Raw genomic sequence first — 15,253 nt, forward strand, 5'->3', positions numbered from 1 at the left:
ACCCTTTCGCGGGCCCCCCCACCCGGGGGGGGGGCCCCCCCTGTTGGGGGTGGGTCCCGGTGGGGGGGGGGTACACCCCGGGCCCCGCGGGCCCCGGGGGCCCGGCCCCCGGGCCCGCCCCCCCGGCGGCTCCCGGACTCTGCTCCCGGGCGCGTTCTCGTCCTGGGTGCGGACGGACGCCCCGGTCCCCGAATGGTCCTCTTGAGCAAAGCCGGGAATCACCGGCACCCTTCATCGGAGAGGTCCTTTCGTGTACGAGCATGAACCGCACAACCGCTTCCGGCTCTCCCGTCGGGCCAGCCGGCACCGGACGGGGGCAGTCGTGGCCGCCGTGGCCGCCATGGCCGCCACGATCGGGGCGCTGGCACCGACCGCGGCGTTCGCGGGCGGCAGGCCGGACGGTGTCCAGGTGAGCCTGAACGCGCTGGTGAAGGACGACGGCGTGCCCGCCGCGCTGGCCTCGGTCAAGGGCCGTGACGGCCGCACCCACAGCTACACCGCCGGCGTCGGCAACCTCGCCACCGGAGCCAAGGTCCCCGTGGACGGACAGATACGGATCGGCAGCAACACCAAGACCTTCACCGCCGTCGCCGTCCTCCAACTCGTCGCCGAAGGAAAGATCGGCCTCGACACGTCCGTCGACACCTACCTCCCCGGCCTGCTGCGCGGCGACGGCATCGACGGAAGCAACATCACCGTCCGTCAACTGCTCCAGCACACCAGCGGCCTGCCCGAGTACGTGAACACGGACGCGATCCTCACCGGTCCGAAGCGGTACTACGAACCACGCGACCTCCTCGACGCGGCCCTCGCCAAGAAGGCTCAGTTCGCGCCGGGCACGCGCTGGGAGTACAGCAACACCAACTACCTGGTGGCGGGCCTGATCATCCAGAAGGTCACCGGGCGGCCCCTCGGCGAGGAGATCACCAAGCGCATCATCGACCGCATCGGCCTGCGCCACACCTCCTTCCCCACCCCGGGGGACATGGGCATCCCCGAGGCCCACCCCGAGGGTTACACCCGGGACGCCGGCGGCTCGCTCCGTGACTACACCGAGCTGGACCCGTCCTGGGGCTGGGCGGCGGGCTCCGTCGTCTCCACCAACAGCGACCTCATCCGCTTCTACACAGCACTGCTCGGCGGTCGCCTCCTCCCGGCGGCGCAGCTCGCCCAGATGCGCACCACCGTCCCCGCCGACGAGCTGGGCCCGGGCACCCGCTACGGGCTGGGCCTGGTGAGCCGGCCCCTGTCGTGCGGTGGCCTGTACTGGGGCCACGGCGGGGCCATTCCGGGCTACGAGACCGCCGGAGGCGCCACCGAGGACGGCCGCGCGGTCAGCATCGCGGTGACCTTGTTCCCGAACGGCGCGGCCGAGCAGCACATGGACGCCGCGGCGGACGCCGCCCTGTGCCGCTGACCCTCCCCGATCCGGCCTGAGCGCCCGCACCGGTACCACCAGCGGGTTCTGCGCGCGCCTGCGCGCAGAACCCGCGCACCCTACCAATCACCCCCTCCAGCAGAGGAGTTCCTCCGTGAACGAGCACGTACAGCACATCCGGGCCCACCGGCACCGCCGTGGCCGGCGCGGGTCGGCGGTGGCCACGGCAGCCTTGGCCGCCGGCGTCGTGGCGGCCGGGGTGCTGGCACCGACCGCGGCGTTCGCGGGCGGCAGGCCGGACGGTGTCCAGGTGAGCCTGAACGCGCTGGTGAAGGACGACGGCCTGCCCGCCGCGCTGGCCTCGGTCAAGGGCCGTGACGGCCGCACCCACAGCTACACCGCCGGCGTCGGCAACCTCGCCACCGGAGCCAAGGTCCCCGTGGACGGACAGATACGGATCGGCAGCAACACCAAGACCTTCACCGCCGTCGCCGTCCTCCAACTCGTCGCCGAAGGAAAGATCGGCCTCGACACGTCCGTCGACACCTACCTCCCCGGCCTGCTGCGCGGCGACGGCATCGACGGAAGCAACATCACCGTCCGTCAACTGCTCCAGCACACCAGCGGCCTGCCCGAGTACACGGACGCACCCGCGCTCTCGGACTTCAGCACGATTCAGCACCGCTACTTCGAGCCCCGCGAGCTCCTCGACGGCGCCCTCGCCCAGAAGGCTCACTTCGCCCCGGGCACGCGCTGGGAGTACAGCAACACCAACTACCTGGTGGCGGGTCTCATCGTCCAGAAGGTCACCGGACGGCCTGTCGGCGAGGAGATCACCAAGCGCGTCATCGACCGCATCGGCCTGCGCCACACCTACTTTCCCACCCCGGGGGACATGACCATCCACGAGGCCCACCCCGAGGGTTACGCCCGGCAAGCCGACGGCTCGCTCCACGACTACACCGAGATGGACCCCTCGATGGCCTGGGCTGCCGGGGCGATCGTCTCCACCAACACCGACCTCAACTCGTTCTTCACCGCGCTCCTCGGCGGCCGGCTCCTGCCCGCGGCGCAGCTCGCCGAGATGCGCACCACCGTCCCCGCCGACGAGCTGGGCCCGGGGATCCGCTACGGGCTGGGACTGGAGAGCAAACCGCTCTCCTGCGGCGGCCTCGCCTGGGGCCACGGCGGGACCGTTCCGGGCTTCCGTTCCCGCGACGGGGTCACCGACGACGGCCGCGCGGCCACCATCACGGTCACCACCATCCCCGGCGACGTCGGCGCGCAGCACATGGCGGACGCCCTGGACGCGGCCCTCTGCCGCTGACCCGACCCCCGGGGCGTCCAGGGTGCCGGAGGTGGAGCTGGCTCCACCTGTCCCTACGTGCCCGTGCTGTCCCGACGGCGGGTACTGGCAGGCTCCTCGCTCGTCCCCGCGATCCCTAGCGTCATAGGTGGGTGGCTCCGGCCGCCTGACGTGGGACGGAGCGAGCGAGGAGCTATGGGACAGATCAAGCGGCGGAACGCCGATCCCGCACTGACGGTCACGACAGGGCAGGGGGATGCGTTGACCCTCGACAAGGTCAGCCGCAGGTACGGGAAAGCGGCGCCCGCGCTGGACGAGGTGAGCATGAACGTGCCGCGTGGCGGCTTCCTCGCGGTGATGGGCCGGTCGGGTTCGGGAAAGTCCACGCTGCTGCAGTGCGCCGCCGGTCTCGAACGGCCCACCAGCGGAACGGTGCGACTCGGGGGAACCGATCTCGCGGGGCTCAAGGAGCCCGCGCTCAGCCGGCTGCGGCGGGACCGGATCGGCTTCGTCTTCCAATCCCTCAACCTGGTGCCGTCGTTGACAGTGCTGGAGAACACCGTGCTGCCGCTGATGCTGGCAGGAGCGGGGCGTCCGGAGCGGGGGCTGGCCGCACTGGCGTCGGTCGGATTGGCGGACCGCGCGCAGGACATCCCGGCCAGGCTGTCCGGTGGGCAGCAGCAGCGGGTGGCGATCGCGCGGGCCCTGGTCACCGAACCGGATGTGATCTTCGCTGACGAGCCGACGGCCGCGCTCGACCCGGTGACCGCCGAGGAGGTCCTGGCGCTGCTGCGTTCGGCGGTGGATCAGCGGGGCCGCACGGTCGTCCTGGTCACCCACGACCCCACGGCCGCGCAGTGGGCCGATGAGGCGGTCTTCCTCGACTCGGGCAGGATCGCGGGCCGCCTGGCCCAGCCAGAGGCCGGCGATGTCCGAGAGGCACTTCGCGGGCTGGGAAGGCAGCGATGAACACGGTGTGGAAGCGCACCGCGGACAAGCGCACCGCAGCCGAGCGCACCGCGGACAAGCGCGTCGACAGGCCGCGGGTGCGGTGGCGGGAGGGCCGCTCGGCCACGCGCCTGCTCGCCTCGCGTGCGCTGAAGACCCATCGCAGGGCATGGGCGTCCATGTTCGTGGCGCTCGCGATGGTCTCGGCGCTGCTCGGCGGCGTCGGCCTGGCCATCGGCTCGGCCGCGCTCGGCCACGCCTCGGTGGACCGGTACGCCGCGGCGCCGGTGGTGGTGACCGGCCACCAGTCCACGCAGTACACCTCGAAGCCCTGGGGCGACCCGCCCACGACGGCGACGGCGGCACTCACCGAGAGGGTCGGTGTGCCGATCAGCACGGTCGCGCTCTTGCGCTCGCTGCCGGAGGTGAGGGCCGTGGTCGCGGACGACGTTCTCACCGTTCCCGGGGTACGCGTGGACAGCCGGACGGCGACCTCGGGAACGGCGGACCGGAACCAGGTCCAGAACCGGGCAGTGGTCGGACGGCCCTGGCCGGCCGCCGCGCTGGCACCGTACGGGCTTCGTGACGGTCGGGCGCCGGAGCAGCCCGACCAGGTGGTCGCGGGTACCGGCCTCGGTCTTCGAACCGGGCAGGAGATCACGACGGCGACCGCCGGCAGCTACCGGGTCGTCGGCGTGGCGGACGGTCCACCGGTGCTCTACTTCACCCAGGACCGGGCGCAGGAGCTCGCGGGGCACCCTGCCTCCGTCGACGCCATCGGAGTGCTGCCCACCTCGGGTGTCTCGGCGCAGCAGCTGTACACCGAGGTGCGGCACGCGCTGGACGCCGACCACGTCGAGGACATGAGTGCGGGCCGGCGGGCTCCTGGGGACTCCGCGTCGCTCCGCGTGCTGACCGGTGACGGTCGTGGGAGTGCCGAGCATCTGGCGACCGCGCCCGTCCGGGGGGAGTTGCTGGGGATGCTGGCCACGGTCTCCGGGCTGGTTCTCGTCGTCGCGCTGCTTGTCCTGTCCTCCCTGGTGGCCCAGGCGCTCCAACAGCGCTCGGGTGAACTGGCCCTGCTGCGCGCGGTCGGGATGACTCCGCGCCAGCTGCGTTCCTCGGTCGGGAGGGAGGTGGTGCGGATCGCGGTGTGGGCCGCACTGGTCGGCGCGATCGCCGCGGTACCGGCCTTCCTGGGACTGCGGCGCCTGCTACGGGACCAGGGTGCGCTGCCGGACGGTCTCGAACTGCCCACCCCGCCGTGGCTGTTCACCGCGGTCCTGGTCATGGCAGGGCTGACGGTCGGTGCCGCGCGGGCGGTCGTCCCGTTCGCCTGCGGCCGACCGACCGGGCGCCCCGCGGAACCGGGGACGGCCCGGCGGATCACCGGCCTGGTCCTGCTGTTCTGCGGGGTGAGCGCGGCGGGTGCCGCGACGCTGCAGAACCGTGACGCCGCCGCGGCCGCGGCGGGGACGGCGACCGTGACCATGGTCACCGCCTGCGCGGTGCTCGGCCCGTGGATCGCTCGCGGTGCGCTGCTCGTCCTGGGTGGACCGATGCGGCGTCTGGGCGGAGCGTCCGGCAGGCTCGCAGCCGCTGCCTGCACGTCGGACACCCGACGGCTGGGCGCGGCGATCACCCCGATCGTGCTGGTGATCGCCTTCGTCGCGGTCCAGTTCTCGGCGGGCTCCACGATGGTCCACGCGGGGGCCGCGCAGGCCGATCGGGCGATGCGCGCCGAGTTCTCGGTGTCGGGCGCGGGCGTCACGGCCCAGCAGGCTCTCAGGGTGCCGGGGGTCACGGCGGCCACGGACATCCTGCCGGGCACGGTGATCCTGCCGCACACCTCGGCGGGCAGCCCGCTGCTGGACCGGCTGCCCGTCCTCGGGGTCACCCCGGAGGGGCTGACCGGCACCCTGGATCCCGGGGTGACCGCCGGCAGTCTCACCGGTCTCGGACAGCCCGGCACGGTGGCGGTGGGCGCCGAACGCGCCAAGTCCCTCGACGCGAGGGTCGGTTCGACGGTGACGCTGCGCTTCGACGACGGGCAGCAGCAGCGGCTGCAGGTGGTCGCGGTCTACGAACGCTCTCTGGCCCTGGGCGACTTCATGCTGGCGCAGGACGAGTTGGCCCGGCACATGTCCGCGCCGACGGCTCAGCAGGTCCTGGTGACAACGGCCTCGGGCACGGAGCCGGGCGGTGTCCGGTCCGCGCTCCAGCATCTCGACCACGGCGCCGGGGCACAGGTCCAGTCGCCACCTGCTCCGATCCGGCTCGCCGTCGAGGGCGCGCGGTTGAACAGCATCATGTCGATGGTGCTGATGGCCGCGATCGCCGCCCTCACCGTCATCGCGGTGTTCAGCACCCTCGCGCTGATCACCGTCGGGCGCTGTCCCGAACTGGCCCTGCTGCGTCGCCTGGGCGCGAGCCGGGGACAACTGCGCCGGATGCTGCGGGTGGAGGCGGCAGCGGTCACCGCGACCGGCCTGGTGGTGGGCGCGGCCGTCGCCGCGTTCCCCCTGCTGGCCTTCACCCTGACCATCGCCCACAGCCTGCCGTACCTGCCGCCGGCCGAGCTGGGCCTGATGCTGGCAGTCCCGGTGCTCACCGGCTTCGCGGGCGTACTCGCCCCGGCCCGCCGGGCGCTGCGCCGCCGCGCCGCCTGACCCGGAAGGGCTTGGGAACGCGGGGGCTCGGGGCGGCCGGTGCCGAGGAAAGCAGGCGCTCAGGAGTTGAGGAAGGCGAGGACAGCCAGCACCCTGCGGTGCCCGGTGTCGCTCGGTGGCAGGCCCAGCTTCGCGAAGACGTTGCTGATGTGCTTGTGCACCGAGCGCTCCGTGATCAGCAGTGCCTTCGCGATCGACGCGTTGTCCTGGCCCTGCGCCATCAGGCCCAGGACCTCGTGCTCCCTGGGAGTGAGACCGTCCAGTGGATGGTCGCGGCGGCGCTGCATCAGCTCCGTCACCACCTCCGGATCCAGCGCGGTACCGCCCGCCGCCACCCGCTCCAGCGCGTCGAGGAATTCGTCGACCCGGCCCACCCGGTCCTTCAGCAGATAGCCGACACCCCTGGCGCCGCCGCTGAGCAGCTCGGCGGCGTAGGTCTCCTCGACGTACTGGGACAGGACCAGGACCGGCAGGTCCGGCAGTTGCTCGCGGGCGGCGAGAGCCGCCCGCAGCCCCTCGTCACGGAAGGCCGGGGGCATCCGGACGTCCAGCACGGCGACGTCCGGACGGTGCTCCAGCAGCAGTGGCAGTACCTCCGGACCGGTGGAAGCCACACCCACCACCTCGTGCCCCGAGGACGAGAGGAGCAGTTGCAGCCCCTCCCGCAACAGGACGTTGTCCTCGGCGACCACTACCCGCACGACGGTTCCCCTCGGAGACGCTCTACTTCCGAACCTGAGTGGTCACCACGCACACGGCAGTTCCACAGTGATCACAGTAGGGCCTCCCACCGGGCTGGCGATGCCCACGGCTCCGTCGAGCGCCGCCACCCGGCGACGCAATCCGAGCAGCCCCGAGCCGTCACCGCCCGCCAGGGCCCCGCCGCGCCCCTCGTCGCGCACCGAGATGCGGAGCATCCCGGGCGACCGGTCCAGTTCCACCCGCGCCTGATCGGACCCGCTGTGCTTGGCGGCGTTGGTCAGTGCCTCCGCCACCGCGAAGTACGCCGCCGCCTCGACCGCTGCGGGCGCGCGCGGCCCCTCCTCGATGCCGCCCGTCTCGACGTCGACGGCCATCCCGCTGCCCGCCGCCAGCGCACGGACGGCCCCCGCCAGTCCGCGGTCGGTCAGGATCGGCGGGTGGATGCCGCGCACGACATGGCGCAGTTCGGTCAGGGCCGTCTCGGCCTGGTCCTGCGCCTCCTCCAGCAGCCGCCGCCCGGTCGCCGGGTCGGAGTCATACGCCCGGCGGGCCAGGCCCAACCGCATCGAAAGCGCCACCAGGTGCGCCTGCGCGCCGTCGTGCAGGTCCCGCTCGATCCGGCGCAGTTCCGCGCCGTGGGCGGCCACCGCTCCCGCCCTGGTGACGGTCAGCTGCTCGATCCGGTCGGCCGTACCGGCGTCCGGAGAGGGCTGCAGCAGCAGGTGCGACCAGGACGCCTCCAGGTCGGCGAGCCGCCCGATCAGCGGTAGTAGCACCGCATCCTTCCCGGCCGCGCCGCACCAGACGGCGTCGACCAACAGCGCGGGCACCCACAGCAGCAGCGCCGCGCTCATCAGCGCCATGCCGTAGACGAGGTCCGCGGCCATCCAGAACAGGTCGCGCGCCGTACCGGGATCAGCGGCTATCGTCCGCAACCGCGCTGTCAGCGAGCCCGCCAGAGGCAGATACGCCTCCGGCAGCGGCTCTCCGGTCCACGCGGAGGTACGGCGGCGCTGGAAGCCCGCGAGCCGGCGCATCGTGAGTACGCCCTCCGGCAGCAGGCCGGCGCCGATCACGGTCACCGACATGACTGCGGTGACCATCAGCACGCCGAGCAGCAGATAGCAGGCGACGCTGACTCCCGCTCCGACCAGCAGCTGGACTGAAGCCTTTCCCGCTCTACGGACCGGTTCGCGCATACGGATCAGGCTAAGCGACGCGCGCGGGGAGCGGGGTGTAGCGGGCTACACCATGGATCGGGGGGACTGCTCTGATGTGTGCGCCCGAGCACTCGGGCAGAGTGGACGACGTAAGGGCAGCCCCCCGATCACGGCTGCCGACCACATTTCCGCACAGGAGGCACCACCCCATGAAGGCCACGCTCTGGATCCTGCTCGTCATCGCCCTCTGCGCGGCCGTCTACCTCACCAACTTCTCCGACCTCGCCGGAGCCGCCGCGATCATCAGCCGGGCGGTGGCGGGCGTGGTCGCCGTCGCCAGCGGAGTCGGCCTGTGGCTGGTGCGCGGCGAGAAGAACGCCTCCTAGGCGCCGGTCACATCGCAGACCGCCCCATGGTCCTGACGGCCCGTAGGCTCGCCCGGCGGGCCGTTTCGGCTGATCGGGCGGGTGGTGGGCGCGGCTGTGGGAGTGCTGTCGACCGTGCCACGCGCCGCCACCGCCGCTATCCCGCCACGGGGTACATCGCCTGGCCCCGGTCGGCGCTGCGGTGTCACCGCGTTCGCGCTGCCGTCCGGCGGCTTCCTGCTCCGGTTCGGCCGCATCGGCGACCTGTACGGCCGCCGACGGCTGTTCCTGACCGGACTCGCCCTGTTCGGGGCGGCCTCACCGCTTGCGACCTTCGCTGGGACCCGGCGGCGTTCCCGGCGGGGCGGGCGCTGCGGGGGATCGGCGGGGCGGCCATCGTGCCGTGGAAACGACGATCGTGCTCATGACCGCCGTTCTCGTCGCCCGGGAGTTCCTGGCCCCCGGCTTCAGAGCCGCCCCCGCAGTGCCACCCGGCCGCTGCCCGACGAGGAGGGACGGGTGGCAGGCGGCCCCGGCGCGCGCCGAGCACGCGCGCGTGTCGGCGCGCGGCCGGGGAGGCCGTCGTTTGCGCAGCCGCGACCCCCGTTCGACGATCGAACAGGAGACCCGTGCGCGCCCGGCACCGGTCCAGGATCGACGGCGGTGAGCATGATGCCGGCAGACCCCGAGGACCTGCCCGTCCCTGCCGGGCAGAGCGGACCCGCCCGGCTCCGCGCGGGCCCGGTCCTGACCGGGCGGTTGCGCGCCGCCCGCGTCCCGGCCACCTTCGTGCGCCGGGCGGGCCTGGCCGAGCGGCTCACCCGGGGCGTGCGAGACCACCCCTTGGTGCTGGTCAACGGGCCGGCGGGGGCCGGCAAGACGCTGCTGGTCTCCGACTGGGCCCGGAGCCGCGGTGCGCCGGACCAGCTGGCTTGGCTGACCGTGGAGACGGAGGACAACGCCCCCGGCGCCTTCTGGACCGCCTTCCGCCAGGCCCTCGGGCAGGCGGGCGTCCTCGCGCCGGAGACCGCCGACGCGCCACTCACGGATCCCGCCGCCCGGCCGGAAACCCGCCTGGCCGCCGAGCTGGTTGCGTGCCGGCGCCCGCTCGTGGTCGTCCTCGACGAATTCGAACGCATAGTCGACCCGGACATCACCGCAGAGTTGCACCTCCTGCTGCGACGTGCCGACGGGAAGCTGCGCCTGGTGCTGGTGGGCCGCAATGAGCCGCTGCTGCCGCTCCACCGCTACCGGGCCGCGGACGAGATCACGGAGATCCGCGCCGCCGATCTCGCCTTCTCCGCGGAGGAGACCGCGGAACTCCTGCAGCGGCACGGCCTGTCACTCTCCGCCGACGGAGCCCAGGTGCTGACGGAACGCACCCAGGGATGGGCCGCCGGACTGCGGCTGTGGGCGCTGGCCGCCGCCGACGCACCGGACTGCGAGCAGTATCTGAAGGAGTTCGAGGCCGGGCACAGCACGATCGCCGACTTCCTGCTGGCCGAAGTGCTCGCCACCCAACCGGCCGGGACACGACAGCTCCTGCTGCGCACCAGCATTCTCGACCGCATCCACCCGGCACTGGCCGACGCACTCACCGGGCGCGGCGACGCGGAACGGATCCTGGACGGCCTCGCCCGGACGAACACGTTCGTCTCATGGGTGAACGGCTCCTGGTACCGCCAGCATCCGCTCTTCGCGGAGATCCTCCAGGTGCACCTGCGCGCCGACGATCCGAGTCTGCCGTCGGAACTGCACCTGACCGCCGCGCACTGGCTGCACCGGGCCGGCCTGCTGGACGACGCCCTGCGCCATGCGGTCGCCGCCGACGCGTGGGAGCTTGCCGCCGAGTGGTTCGTCGACGACTTGGCGGTCGAGCAGTTCTTCACCCCCGCGGGAGCCGGCGTATCGGCCGCGCTTCTGGCCCGCATGCCGGCAGGCGTGCGGGGACCGTCCGCCGAGCTGATCAAGGCGGCCAGGGCGCTGGCCGCCGATGACCTCGAAGCCGGGACGCAGCACCTGAAGCGCCTGGCCGCCACCACGGCCGGCCTCCCCGACGACACACCGCTCGGACTGAGCGCCGCCTTTCTGCGGCTGGTCGCCGCCCGACTTGACGGTTCGGCCGACGCGGCGGAGGAAGCGGCCGAGACCGTCGAGCACCTGCGCCGCCGCCTCCCCGCAGACCGCTGGAACGAGCACCCCCTGCTGACGGTCCGGCTGCTCACCGACCTGGCTGCCGCTCGGCTCTGGGCGGGTAACCTCGCCTCGGCCCGCACGACCCTGCTGGCGGCCCTCGCCCGCGCGGACGGCACCGCGCAGCGAGACCGGTCCGAGCCGCTGGCGCTGCTCGCGCTGGTCGATTCGCTGACCGGTGCCACCGGCCGGGCCGAAGCCCGGGCCCGCCAAGCCCTCGTCGAGGTCGAGCAGACGCGACCCGGCGGCCGAGGGGCCATCGCCCACCTCGTCCTCGCCCAGGTCGCCGTCGAGCGGGGTGACCTGGCGGCAGCACGGCTCAGCGCACGGCAGGCCGCGGAGTCGGGAGGGGATCGCTGCCAGGATCCCCTGCAGGCGGTGATCACCGCCGTGGTCCGGTCCCGGCTGGCACTTCGGCGCGGCGATCCACGACAGGCGCTGTCCGTCCTGGGCTCCGTCGAGCATCCGGGCGCCGCCGAGGACCCGTCCCACTGGGCCAGAGGGCTTACGGCGCTGGCGGCCTCGGAGGCCCTGGTGGTGGCCGGCGACCCCCGGGCCGCGGTCGAGGTGCTGTCGCAGGACGCGTCAGGCGGCGTCGACCACGCCCTCGCCACGGCGCGGGCCCGCCTGGCCGGGGGCGACCGGAAGGCCGCGGTCCGGGCCCTTCCCGAGCTCGCGCCCGGTGCGCCCGCGATCACCACGCGCGCCCTCCTGATGAGGGCCGAGGTGCACGCGGCGGACGGGGAGGAGGATCGTGCCCAGCGGCTGGTCGCCCGCGCCCTGGCCACGGCCCGTCCGGACCGCCTACGCGGACCCTTCCTGGAGGCCGGCCCCTGGCTGGCGGCGCTCCTGCGCCGCCGCCCCGCGCTGGCCGAGGCCCACGGCTGGCTCCCCGAGTCCCTGCGCGCGGCGGCCGCGGCCTCGGAGGGCCCCCCGCCGGCCGCGGCCGCCGAGTCGCTGAGCGGGCGCGAGCTGGACGTGCTCGGGCGGGTGGCCGAGTTGATGTCGACCCAGGAGGTGGCCGCCGACCTGCACGTGTCGGTCAACACCGTGAAGACCCATCTGAAGAGCATCAACCGCAAGCTGGGGACCAGCCGCCGCTCCGAGGCGGTGCACCGCGCACGCCGGCTGCATCTGCTGTGACCGCTCCGCCCGGATCACCTGCCCAGGGTGAGGACCGCCGGGCCCCGGGAGCGGACCCTGGGAAGCAGGGGCGGGAACGTCGACCGCCGACCGACCGGGGAGGCGTGCATGCGTTACGAGATCAGGGTTGCCGGCGCCATGTCGGAGGTCATGCTGGACGAGGGCTTTCCCGAGTTGGAGAGCTTCGTGATCGCCAGCCAGACCGTCCTGGTCGGCCGGATCGTCGACGAAGCCCACCTGTACGGACTCCTGACCCGTTTTCAGAACCTGGGCCTGCGCGTCACCGAACTGCGGCAACTGCCCGACTGACCGGTACTGCGGCCCAAGCCGCGATGCGGTGCCGGTGCCTGGCAACCCAGGCAACGGCACCGCATCGGGGTGGCTGCGATCACCCGCTGCTGTCAGGAGAGGTCGTCCGAGCGGCGGGCCTCACCTCGTCCGCCAGATCGCCCCCGTAGGCGACCAGGGCGTAGATGGCGACGATGTCGAGAGTGAGGATCACCACCGACCAGACCGGATAGGACGGAATGAAGGCCAGTTGCGCGAAGGCGTTCAGGATCAGCACTCCCACGCCGAACCACCGGGCCACCTGCACCCGGGCCAGGATCCCCACGACGGTGAAGCCCTGGGCGATCGCCAACGCGAGGATCGCCCAGCCCCAGGCGCGCAGGTCGCCGAAGACGTAGTGCGCGTTCTGCGTGAAGACGTGCGAGCGGTTGATCGCGGCTATCCCGTCCAGACCGTTGAACAGTGCCAGGACGCCGATCAAGACGGCCGCGAACGTCAGCATTCCCTGGCCCCGAGCACGCGGCTGCTGCCACGCCCCGGCTTCTGCCTTGTGATGTGCGGTTGCCATCGGAAGACTCCTCTGTCGCATCTGCGCCCTCCCCACGGACGGCGCCGGCTCTCGGCCTCAAGTCACGCCAGCACGCGCGCCTTGGCGCGCTCGTACTCCTCCTGGGTGATGTCGTTGCGTCGGCGCAGCTCGGCCAGCCGGTCGAGCTCGTCCGCCGTGCCGGTCTTCGAGGTGCTCCCGGTGCCGGCGGCATCGCGGACGTAGGCACGGAAGTCCTGCTCGGACTTCCGCGCCGCCGCTGCCTCCCGTTCGCCCATTCCCTTGCCCCGGGCGATCAGGTACACGAACACGCCCAGGAACGGCAGGACGATCAGGAAGACCGACCAGCCGGCCTTGCCCCAGCCGTTCACCGTGTCGTCACGGAAGAGGTCCGCGAAGACGCGGAAGAGCAGCATGATCCACAGCACCCAGAGGAAGAACCACATGGTGGTGAGGAAGATGTCCAGCAGCGGATAGTCCATCACGCGCCTCCTGGCAGCGGCGATCGGCGGCGGGCGCCCGCAGACGGCGAGCGGCCGCCCGGGCCGACGTGGCAGCTGGCCAGCAGCGGCGGCAGCCGCCGACGTGCCCACTGCAACGGTCCGCCTCGTTCACCCGGAACACACCACCCCCGGCGGGTGATTCGGGCCGGGCGGCCGACGTCCCTCAGTGGCCCAGCGCGGCCTTGGCGGCGACGATCGCCAGCCCGAGCACCAGGTTGACCAGGGCCTCCACGCGCGCCTGGGTGTGCGACACGCGGGCGTGCACGGCGCCGAGATAGGCCCAGGTGACCTGCTGCGCGACGGCGACCGCCAGCGCGAACCAGCCGGTAGCCGTCAGGCTCAGGTCGAGCAGGGGGCTGATGGCCACCGCGGCGGCCGGCAGCACCGCCGCCTCGACGATCGACCATTCACCGCGCCCGACCCGTCGGGCCTCGGACCAGTCGACCGGCTGCCCGACCGCCCTCTCCCCGGCAAGACGTGCGTAGACGTGGGCGACCCAGAACACCAGCCCGGTGACGAGCAGGAGCACCACGGTCTCGATCCGGGGGAAGTCGCTGGCCGCGCTCGCTGCGGCGATCACCGAGGCGGCGAGCAGGGACCCGTAGACGGCGCCCGCGTAGTCCGTCCGCGAGGCCGGACGACCGCCCCGGCGGCGTCTGGGCTGCCACGGGAGTACACGGTTCACCGGGCCACCATATGAGCCCGCGTCGGCCCGGCGGCCACGCCACGCCTGCCACCGCGGCAGGCCGGGCCTGCGCTGGGCCCGCTGCGGTCAGCGGGCGTCGGCCTCAGGGCGGGGCACCCGCACCCGGGAGCCCGCCGGCCCGAAGCGCCCGGAGGCTCGTAGCCCCGCAGGTCCAGCGGCCCGCGGGCCCGCGGGGGTCACTCCTTGGGAGCCTCCGGCTCCTCCGTGAAGTCGACCTTCTTGAACTGCCGGTTCATCGACTTGGCCAGGAACCACGTCGCCACGCCGAGGGCGGCGAAGACGACGAAGCCGAGGAGACCGGGGGTGACCTTGGCGTCGTCGACGGCGAGGTCAGCGGCGAGGTGGACGAGGTTCACGGGGGCACTCATATCTCTATGGTGGCCCGGCTCACGCCGGGCCGGGCCGTCGGGGGTGGGTCAGTCGCGCGTGTCAGCGGCTTCGGCCGCCAGGGTGAGGGTGCGCAGTCCGGCGAACAGGTCGTCCTCCGGGAGGTCCACGTCGACCAGGGTACGGGCGAGTTCGTAGTCCTCGGTGGGCCAGACCTCGCGCTGGACGTCGAGCGGGACGCGGAACCACGGGCCGTCCGGGTCGATCTGGGTGGCGTGGGCGATCAGGGCGCGGTCGCGGGTCTCGAACCAGTCGTCGCAGCGCACCCGGGTGGTGATCTCGCGCTCCTTGCGGCCGCTCTTCTCCCAGCCGGCGATCCACTCGCCGTACGGGGAGTCCTGGCCGTGCTCGGTGAGGTACTGGTGCAGGGCGCGGATGCGGCCCATCGGGAAGCCGTGGTTGTAGTAGAGCTTGAGCGGCTGCCAGGGCTCGCCGGCCTCGGGGTAGGCGTCCGGGTCACCGGCGGCGTCGAAGGCCAGCATGGTGATCTTGTGGGTCATGATGTGGTCCGGGTGCGGGTAGCCGCCGTTCTCGTCGTAGGTCGTGATGACCTGCGGCTTGAACTCGCGGATCAGCCGGACCAGCGGCTCGGCCGCCTCCTTGACGTCCTCCAGGGCGAAGCAGCCCTCGGGCAGCGGGGGCAGCGGGTCGCCCTCCGGGAGGCCGGAGTCGACGAAGCCCAGCCAGGCCTGCTTGACGCCGAGGATCGCCCGCGCCTCGTCCATCTCCTTGCGGCGCACCTCGTGGATGTTCTCCTCGATGTACGGGTCCCCCTGGAGCTTGGGGTTGAGAACCGACCCGCGCTCGCCCCCCGTGCAGGTGGCCACCAGCACGTCCACACCCTGCTCGACGTACCTGGCCATGGTGGCCGCGCCCTTGCTGGACTCGTCGTCCGGGTGGGCGTGCACCGCCATCAGTCGCAACTGCTCAGTCAACGCCTTGCGTTCCTTCCACATCG

General features: G+C 72.9%; 14 protein-coding genes and 1 pseudogene. 8 read left to right on the forward strand and 7 right to left on the reverse strand.

Annotation, left to right across the window (positions count from 1 at the left end):
- Positions 1–250: 250 nt before the first annotated feature.
- The 4 genes from ACFWIS_RS06825 (at position 251) to ACFWIS_RS06840 (ending at position 6,301) form a co-directional block, all read left to right on the forward strand.
- Positions 251–1,417, forward strand: a complete 1,167-nt coding sequence (locus tag ACFWIS_RS06825) for a serine hydrolase domain-containing protein (protein WP_380453807.1) — start codon at positions 251–253, stop codon at positions 1,415–1,417.
- A 115-nt stretch (positions 1,418–1,532) separates the two neighbouring features.
- On the forward strand, positions 1,533–2,705 hold the full coding sequence (locus ACFWIS_RS06830) for a serine hydrolase domain-containing protein (protein WP_380453806.1): 1,173 nt from the start codon (positions 1,533–1,535) through the stop codon (positions 2,703–2,705).
- A gap of 174 nt (positions 2,706–2,879) precedes the next feature.
- Positions 2,880–3,653 (forward strand): ABC transporter ATP-binding protein, encoded by a 774-nt coding sequence (locus tag ACFWIS_RS06835; RefSeq protein ID WP_380453804.1) that lies wholly within the window; start codon positions 2,880–2,882, stop codon positions 3,651–3,653.
- Positions 3,650–6,301, forward strand: coding sequence for an FtsX-like permease family protein (locus ACFWIS_RS06840; protein WP_380453802.1), 2,652 nt, complete (start codon positions 3,650–3,652; stop codon positions 6,299–6,301). Before ACFWIS_RS06835 ends, ACFWIS_RS06840 begins: the two co-directional genes overlap by 4 nt.
- A 59-nt stretch (positions 6,302–6,360) precedes the next feature.
- Here the strand turns inward: ACFWIS_RS06840 and ACFWIS_RS06845 are convergent, their stop codons facing one another.
- Positions 6,361–7,002, reverse strand: coding sequence for a response regulator (locus ACFWIS_RS06845; RefSeq protein WP_380453800.1), 642 nt, complete (start codon positions 7,000–7,002; stop codon positions 6,361–6,363).
- A gap of 42 nt (positions 7,003–7,044) precedes the next feature.
- On the reverse strand, positions 7,045–8,202 hold the full coding sequence (locus ACFWIS_RS06850) for a sensor histidine kinase (protein ID WP_380453798.1): 1,158 nt from the start codon (positions 8,200–8,202) through the stop codon (positions 7,045–7,047).
- A gap of 170 nt (positions 8,203–8,372) precedes the next feature.
- Here ACFWIS_RS06850 and ACFWIS_RS06855 point away from each other — a divergent pair, with 170 nt between their 5' ends.
- The 4 genes and pseudogenes from ACFWIS_RS06855 to ACFWIS_RS06870 all read left to right on the forward strand — a co-directional run bounded on the left by ACFWIS_RS06855 (position 8,373) and on the right by ACFWIS_RS06870 (position 12,173).
- Entirely contained in the window at positions 8,373–8,549 is a 177-nt protein-coding gene (locus tag ACFWIS_RS06855) for a hypothetical protein (protein ID WP_380453796.1), read from the forward strand.
- Positions 8,550–8,630: 81 nt separating this feature from the next.
- Positions 8,631–8,932: pseudogene (locus ACFWIS_RS06860) on the forward strand (hypothetical protein); the annotation flags it as partial.
- 265 nt (positions 8,933–9,197) lie between these two features.
- The gene (locus ACFWIS_RS06865) at positions 9,198–11,864 is read left to right on the forward strand and encodes a LuxR C-terminal-related transcriptional regulator (protein WP_380453912.1); all 2,667 of its coding nucleotides are present in this window, start codon (positions 9,198–9,200) and stop codon (positions 11,862–11,864) included.
- A 108-nt stretch (positions 11,865–11,972) separates the two neighbouring features.
- Positions 11,973–12,173: a hypothetical protein gene (locus ACFWIS_RS06870; RefSeq protein ID WP_110671044.1), complete on the forward strand. Its 201-nt coding sequence runs from the start codon at positions 11,973–11,975 to the stop codon at positions 12,171–12,173.
- A 79-nt stretch (positions 12,174–12,252) separates the two neighbouring features.
- Here the strand turns inward: ACFWIS_RS06870 and ACFWIS_RS06875 are convergent, their stop codons facing one another.
- From ACFWIS_RS06875 to mca, 5 genes are all read right to left on the reverse strand, one after another.
- On the reverse strand, positions 12,253–12,720 hold the full coding sequence (locus ACFWIS_RS06875; RefSeq protein WP_380453794.1) for a hypothetical protein: 468 nt from the start codon (positions 12,718–12,720) through the stop codon (positions 12,253–12,255).
- 62 nt (positions 12,721–12,782) lie between these two features.
- Positions 12,783–13,181, reverse strand: a complete 399-nt coding sequence (locus tag ACFWIS_RS06880) for an SHOCT domain-containing protein (protein WP_380453792.1) — start codon at positions 13,179–13,181, stop codon at positions 12,783–12,785.
- A gap of 184 nt (positions 13,182–13,365) precedes the next feature.
- Positions 13,366–13,887, reverse strand: a complete 522-nt coding sequence (locus tag ACFWIS_RS06885) for a hypothetical protein (protein ID WP_380453790.1) — start codon at positions 13,885–13,887, stop codon at positions 13,366–13,368.
- 197 nt (positions 13,888–14,084) lie between these two features.
- Positions 14,085–14,276, reverse strand: a complete 192-nt coding sequence (locus ACFWIS_RS06890) for a hypothetical protein (RefSeq protein ID WP_031076542.1) — start codon at positions 14,274–14,276, stop codon at positions 14,085–14,087.
- Positions 14,277–14,324: 48 nt separating this feature from the next.
- The gene (gene mca, locus ACFWIS_RS06895; protein WP_380453788.1) at positions 14,325–15,230 is read right to left on the reverse strand and encodes a mycothiol conjugate amidase Mca; all 906 of its coding nucleotides are present in this window, start codon (positions 15,228–15,230) and stop codon (positions 14,325–14,327) included.
- Between the last annotated feature and the right edge of the window lie 23 nt (positions 15,231–15,253).

It is taken from the genome of Kitasatospora sp. NPDC127060 (genome assembly GCF_042724935.1).
In the GTDB taxonomy this organism is placed as follows: Bacteria; Actinomycetota; Actinomycetes; order Streptomycetales; family Streptomycetaceae; genus Kitasatospora.

Coding starts and splice junctions, on each gene's coding strand:
- ACFWIS_RS06835 (WP_380453804.1), top strand. CDS start 2,880: ATGGGACAGATCAAGCGGCGGAACGCCGATCCCGCACTGACGGTCACG.
- ACFWIS_RS06840 (WP_380453802.1), top strand. CDS start 3,650: ATGAACACGGTGTGGAAGCGCACCGCGGACAAGCGCACCGCAGCCGAG.
- ACFWIS_RS06850 (WP_380453798.1), bottom strand. CDS start 8,202: ATGCGCGAACCGGTCCGTAGAGCGGGAAAGGCTTCAGTCCAGCTGCTG.
- ACFWIS_RS06855 (WP_380453796.1), top strand. CDS start 8,373: ATGAAGGCCACGCTCTGGATCCTGCTCGTCATCGCCCTCTGCGCGGCC.
- ACFWIS_RS06865 (WP_380453912.1), top strand. CDS start 9,198: ATGATGCCGGCAGACCCCGAGGACCTGCCCGTCCCTGCCGGGCAGAGC.
- ACFWIS_RS06870 (WP_110671044.1), top strand. CDS start 11,973: ATGCGTTACGAGATCAGGGTTGCCGGCGCCATGTCGGAGGTCATGCTG.
- ACFWIS_RS06875 (WP_380453794.1), bottom strand. CDS start 12,720: ATGGCAACCGCACATCACAAGGCAGAAGCCGGGGCGTGGCAGCAGCCG.
- ACFWIS_RS06880 (WP_380453792.1), bottom strand. CDS start 13,181: ATGGACTATCCGCTGCTGGACATCTTCCTCACCACCATGTGGTTCTTC.
- ACFWIS_RS06890 (WP_031076542.1), bottom strand. CDS start 14,276: ATGAGTGCCCCCGTGAACCTCGTCCACCTCGCCGCTGACCTCGCCGTC.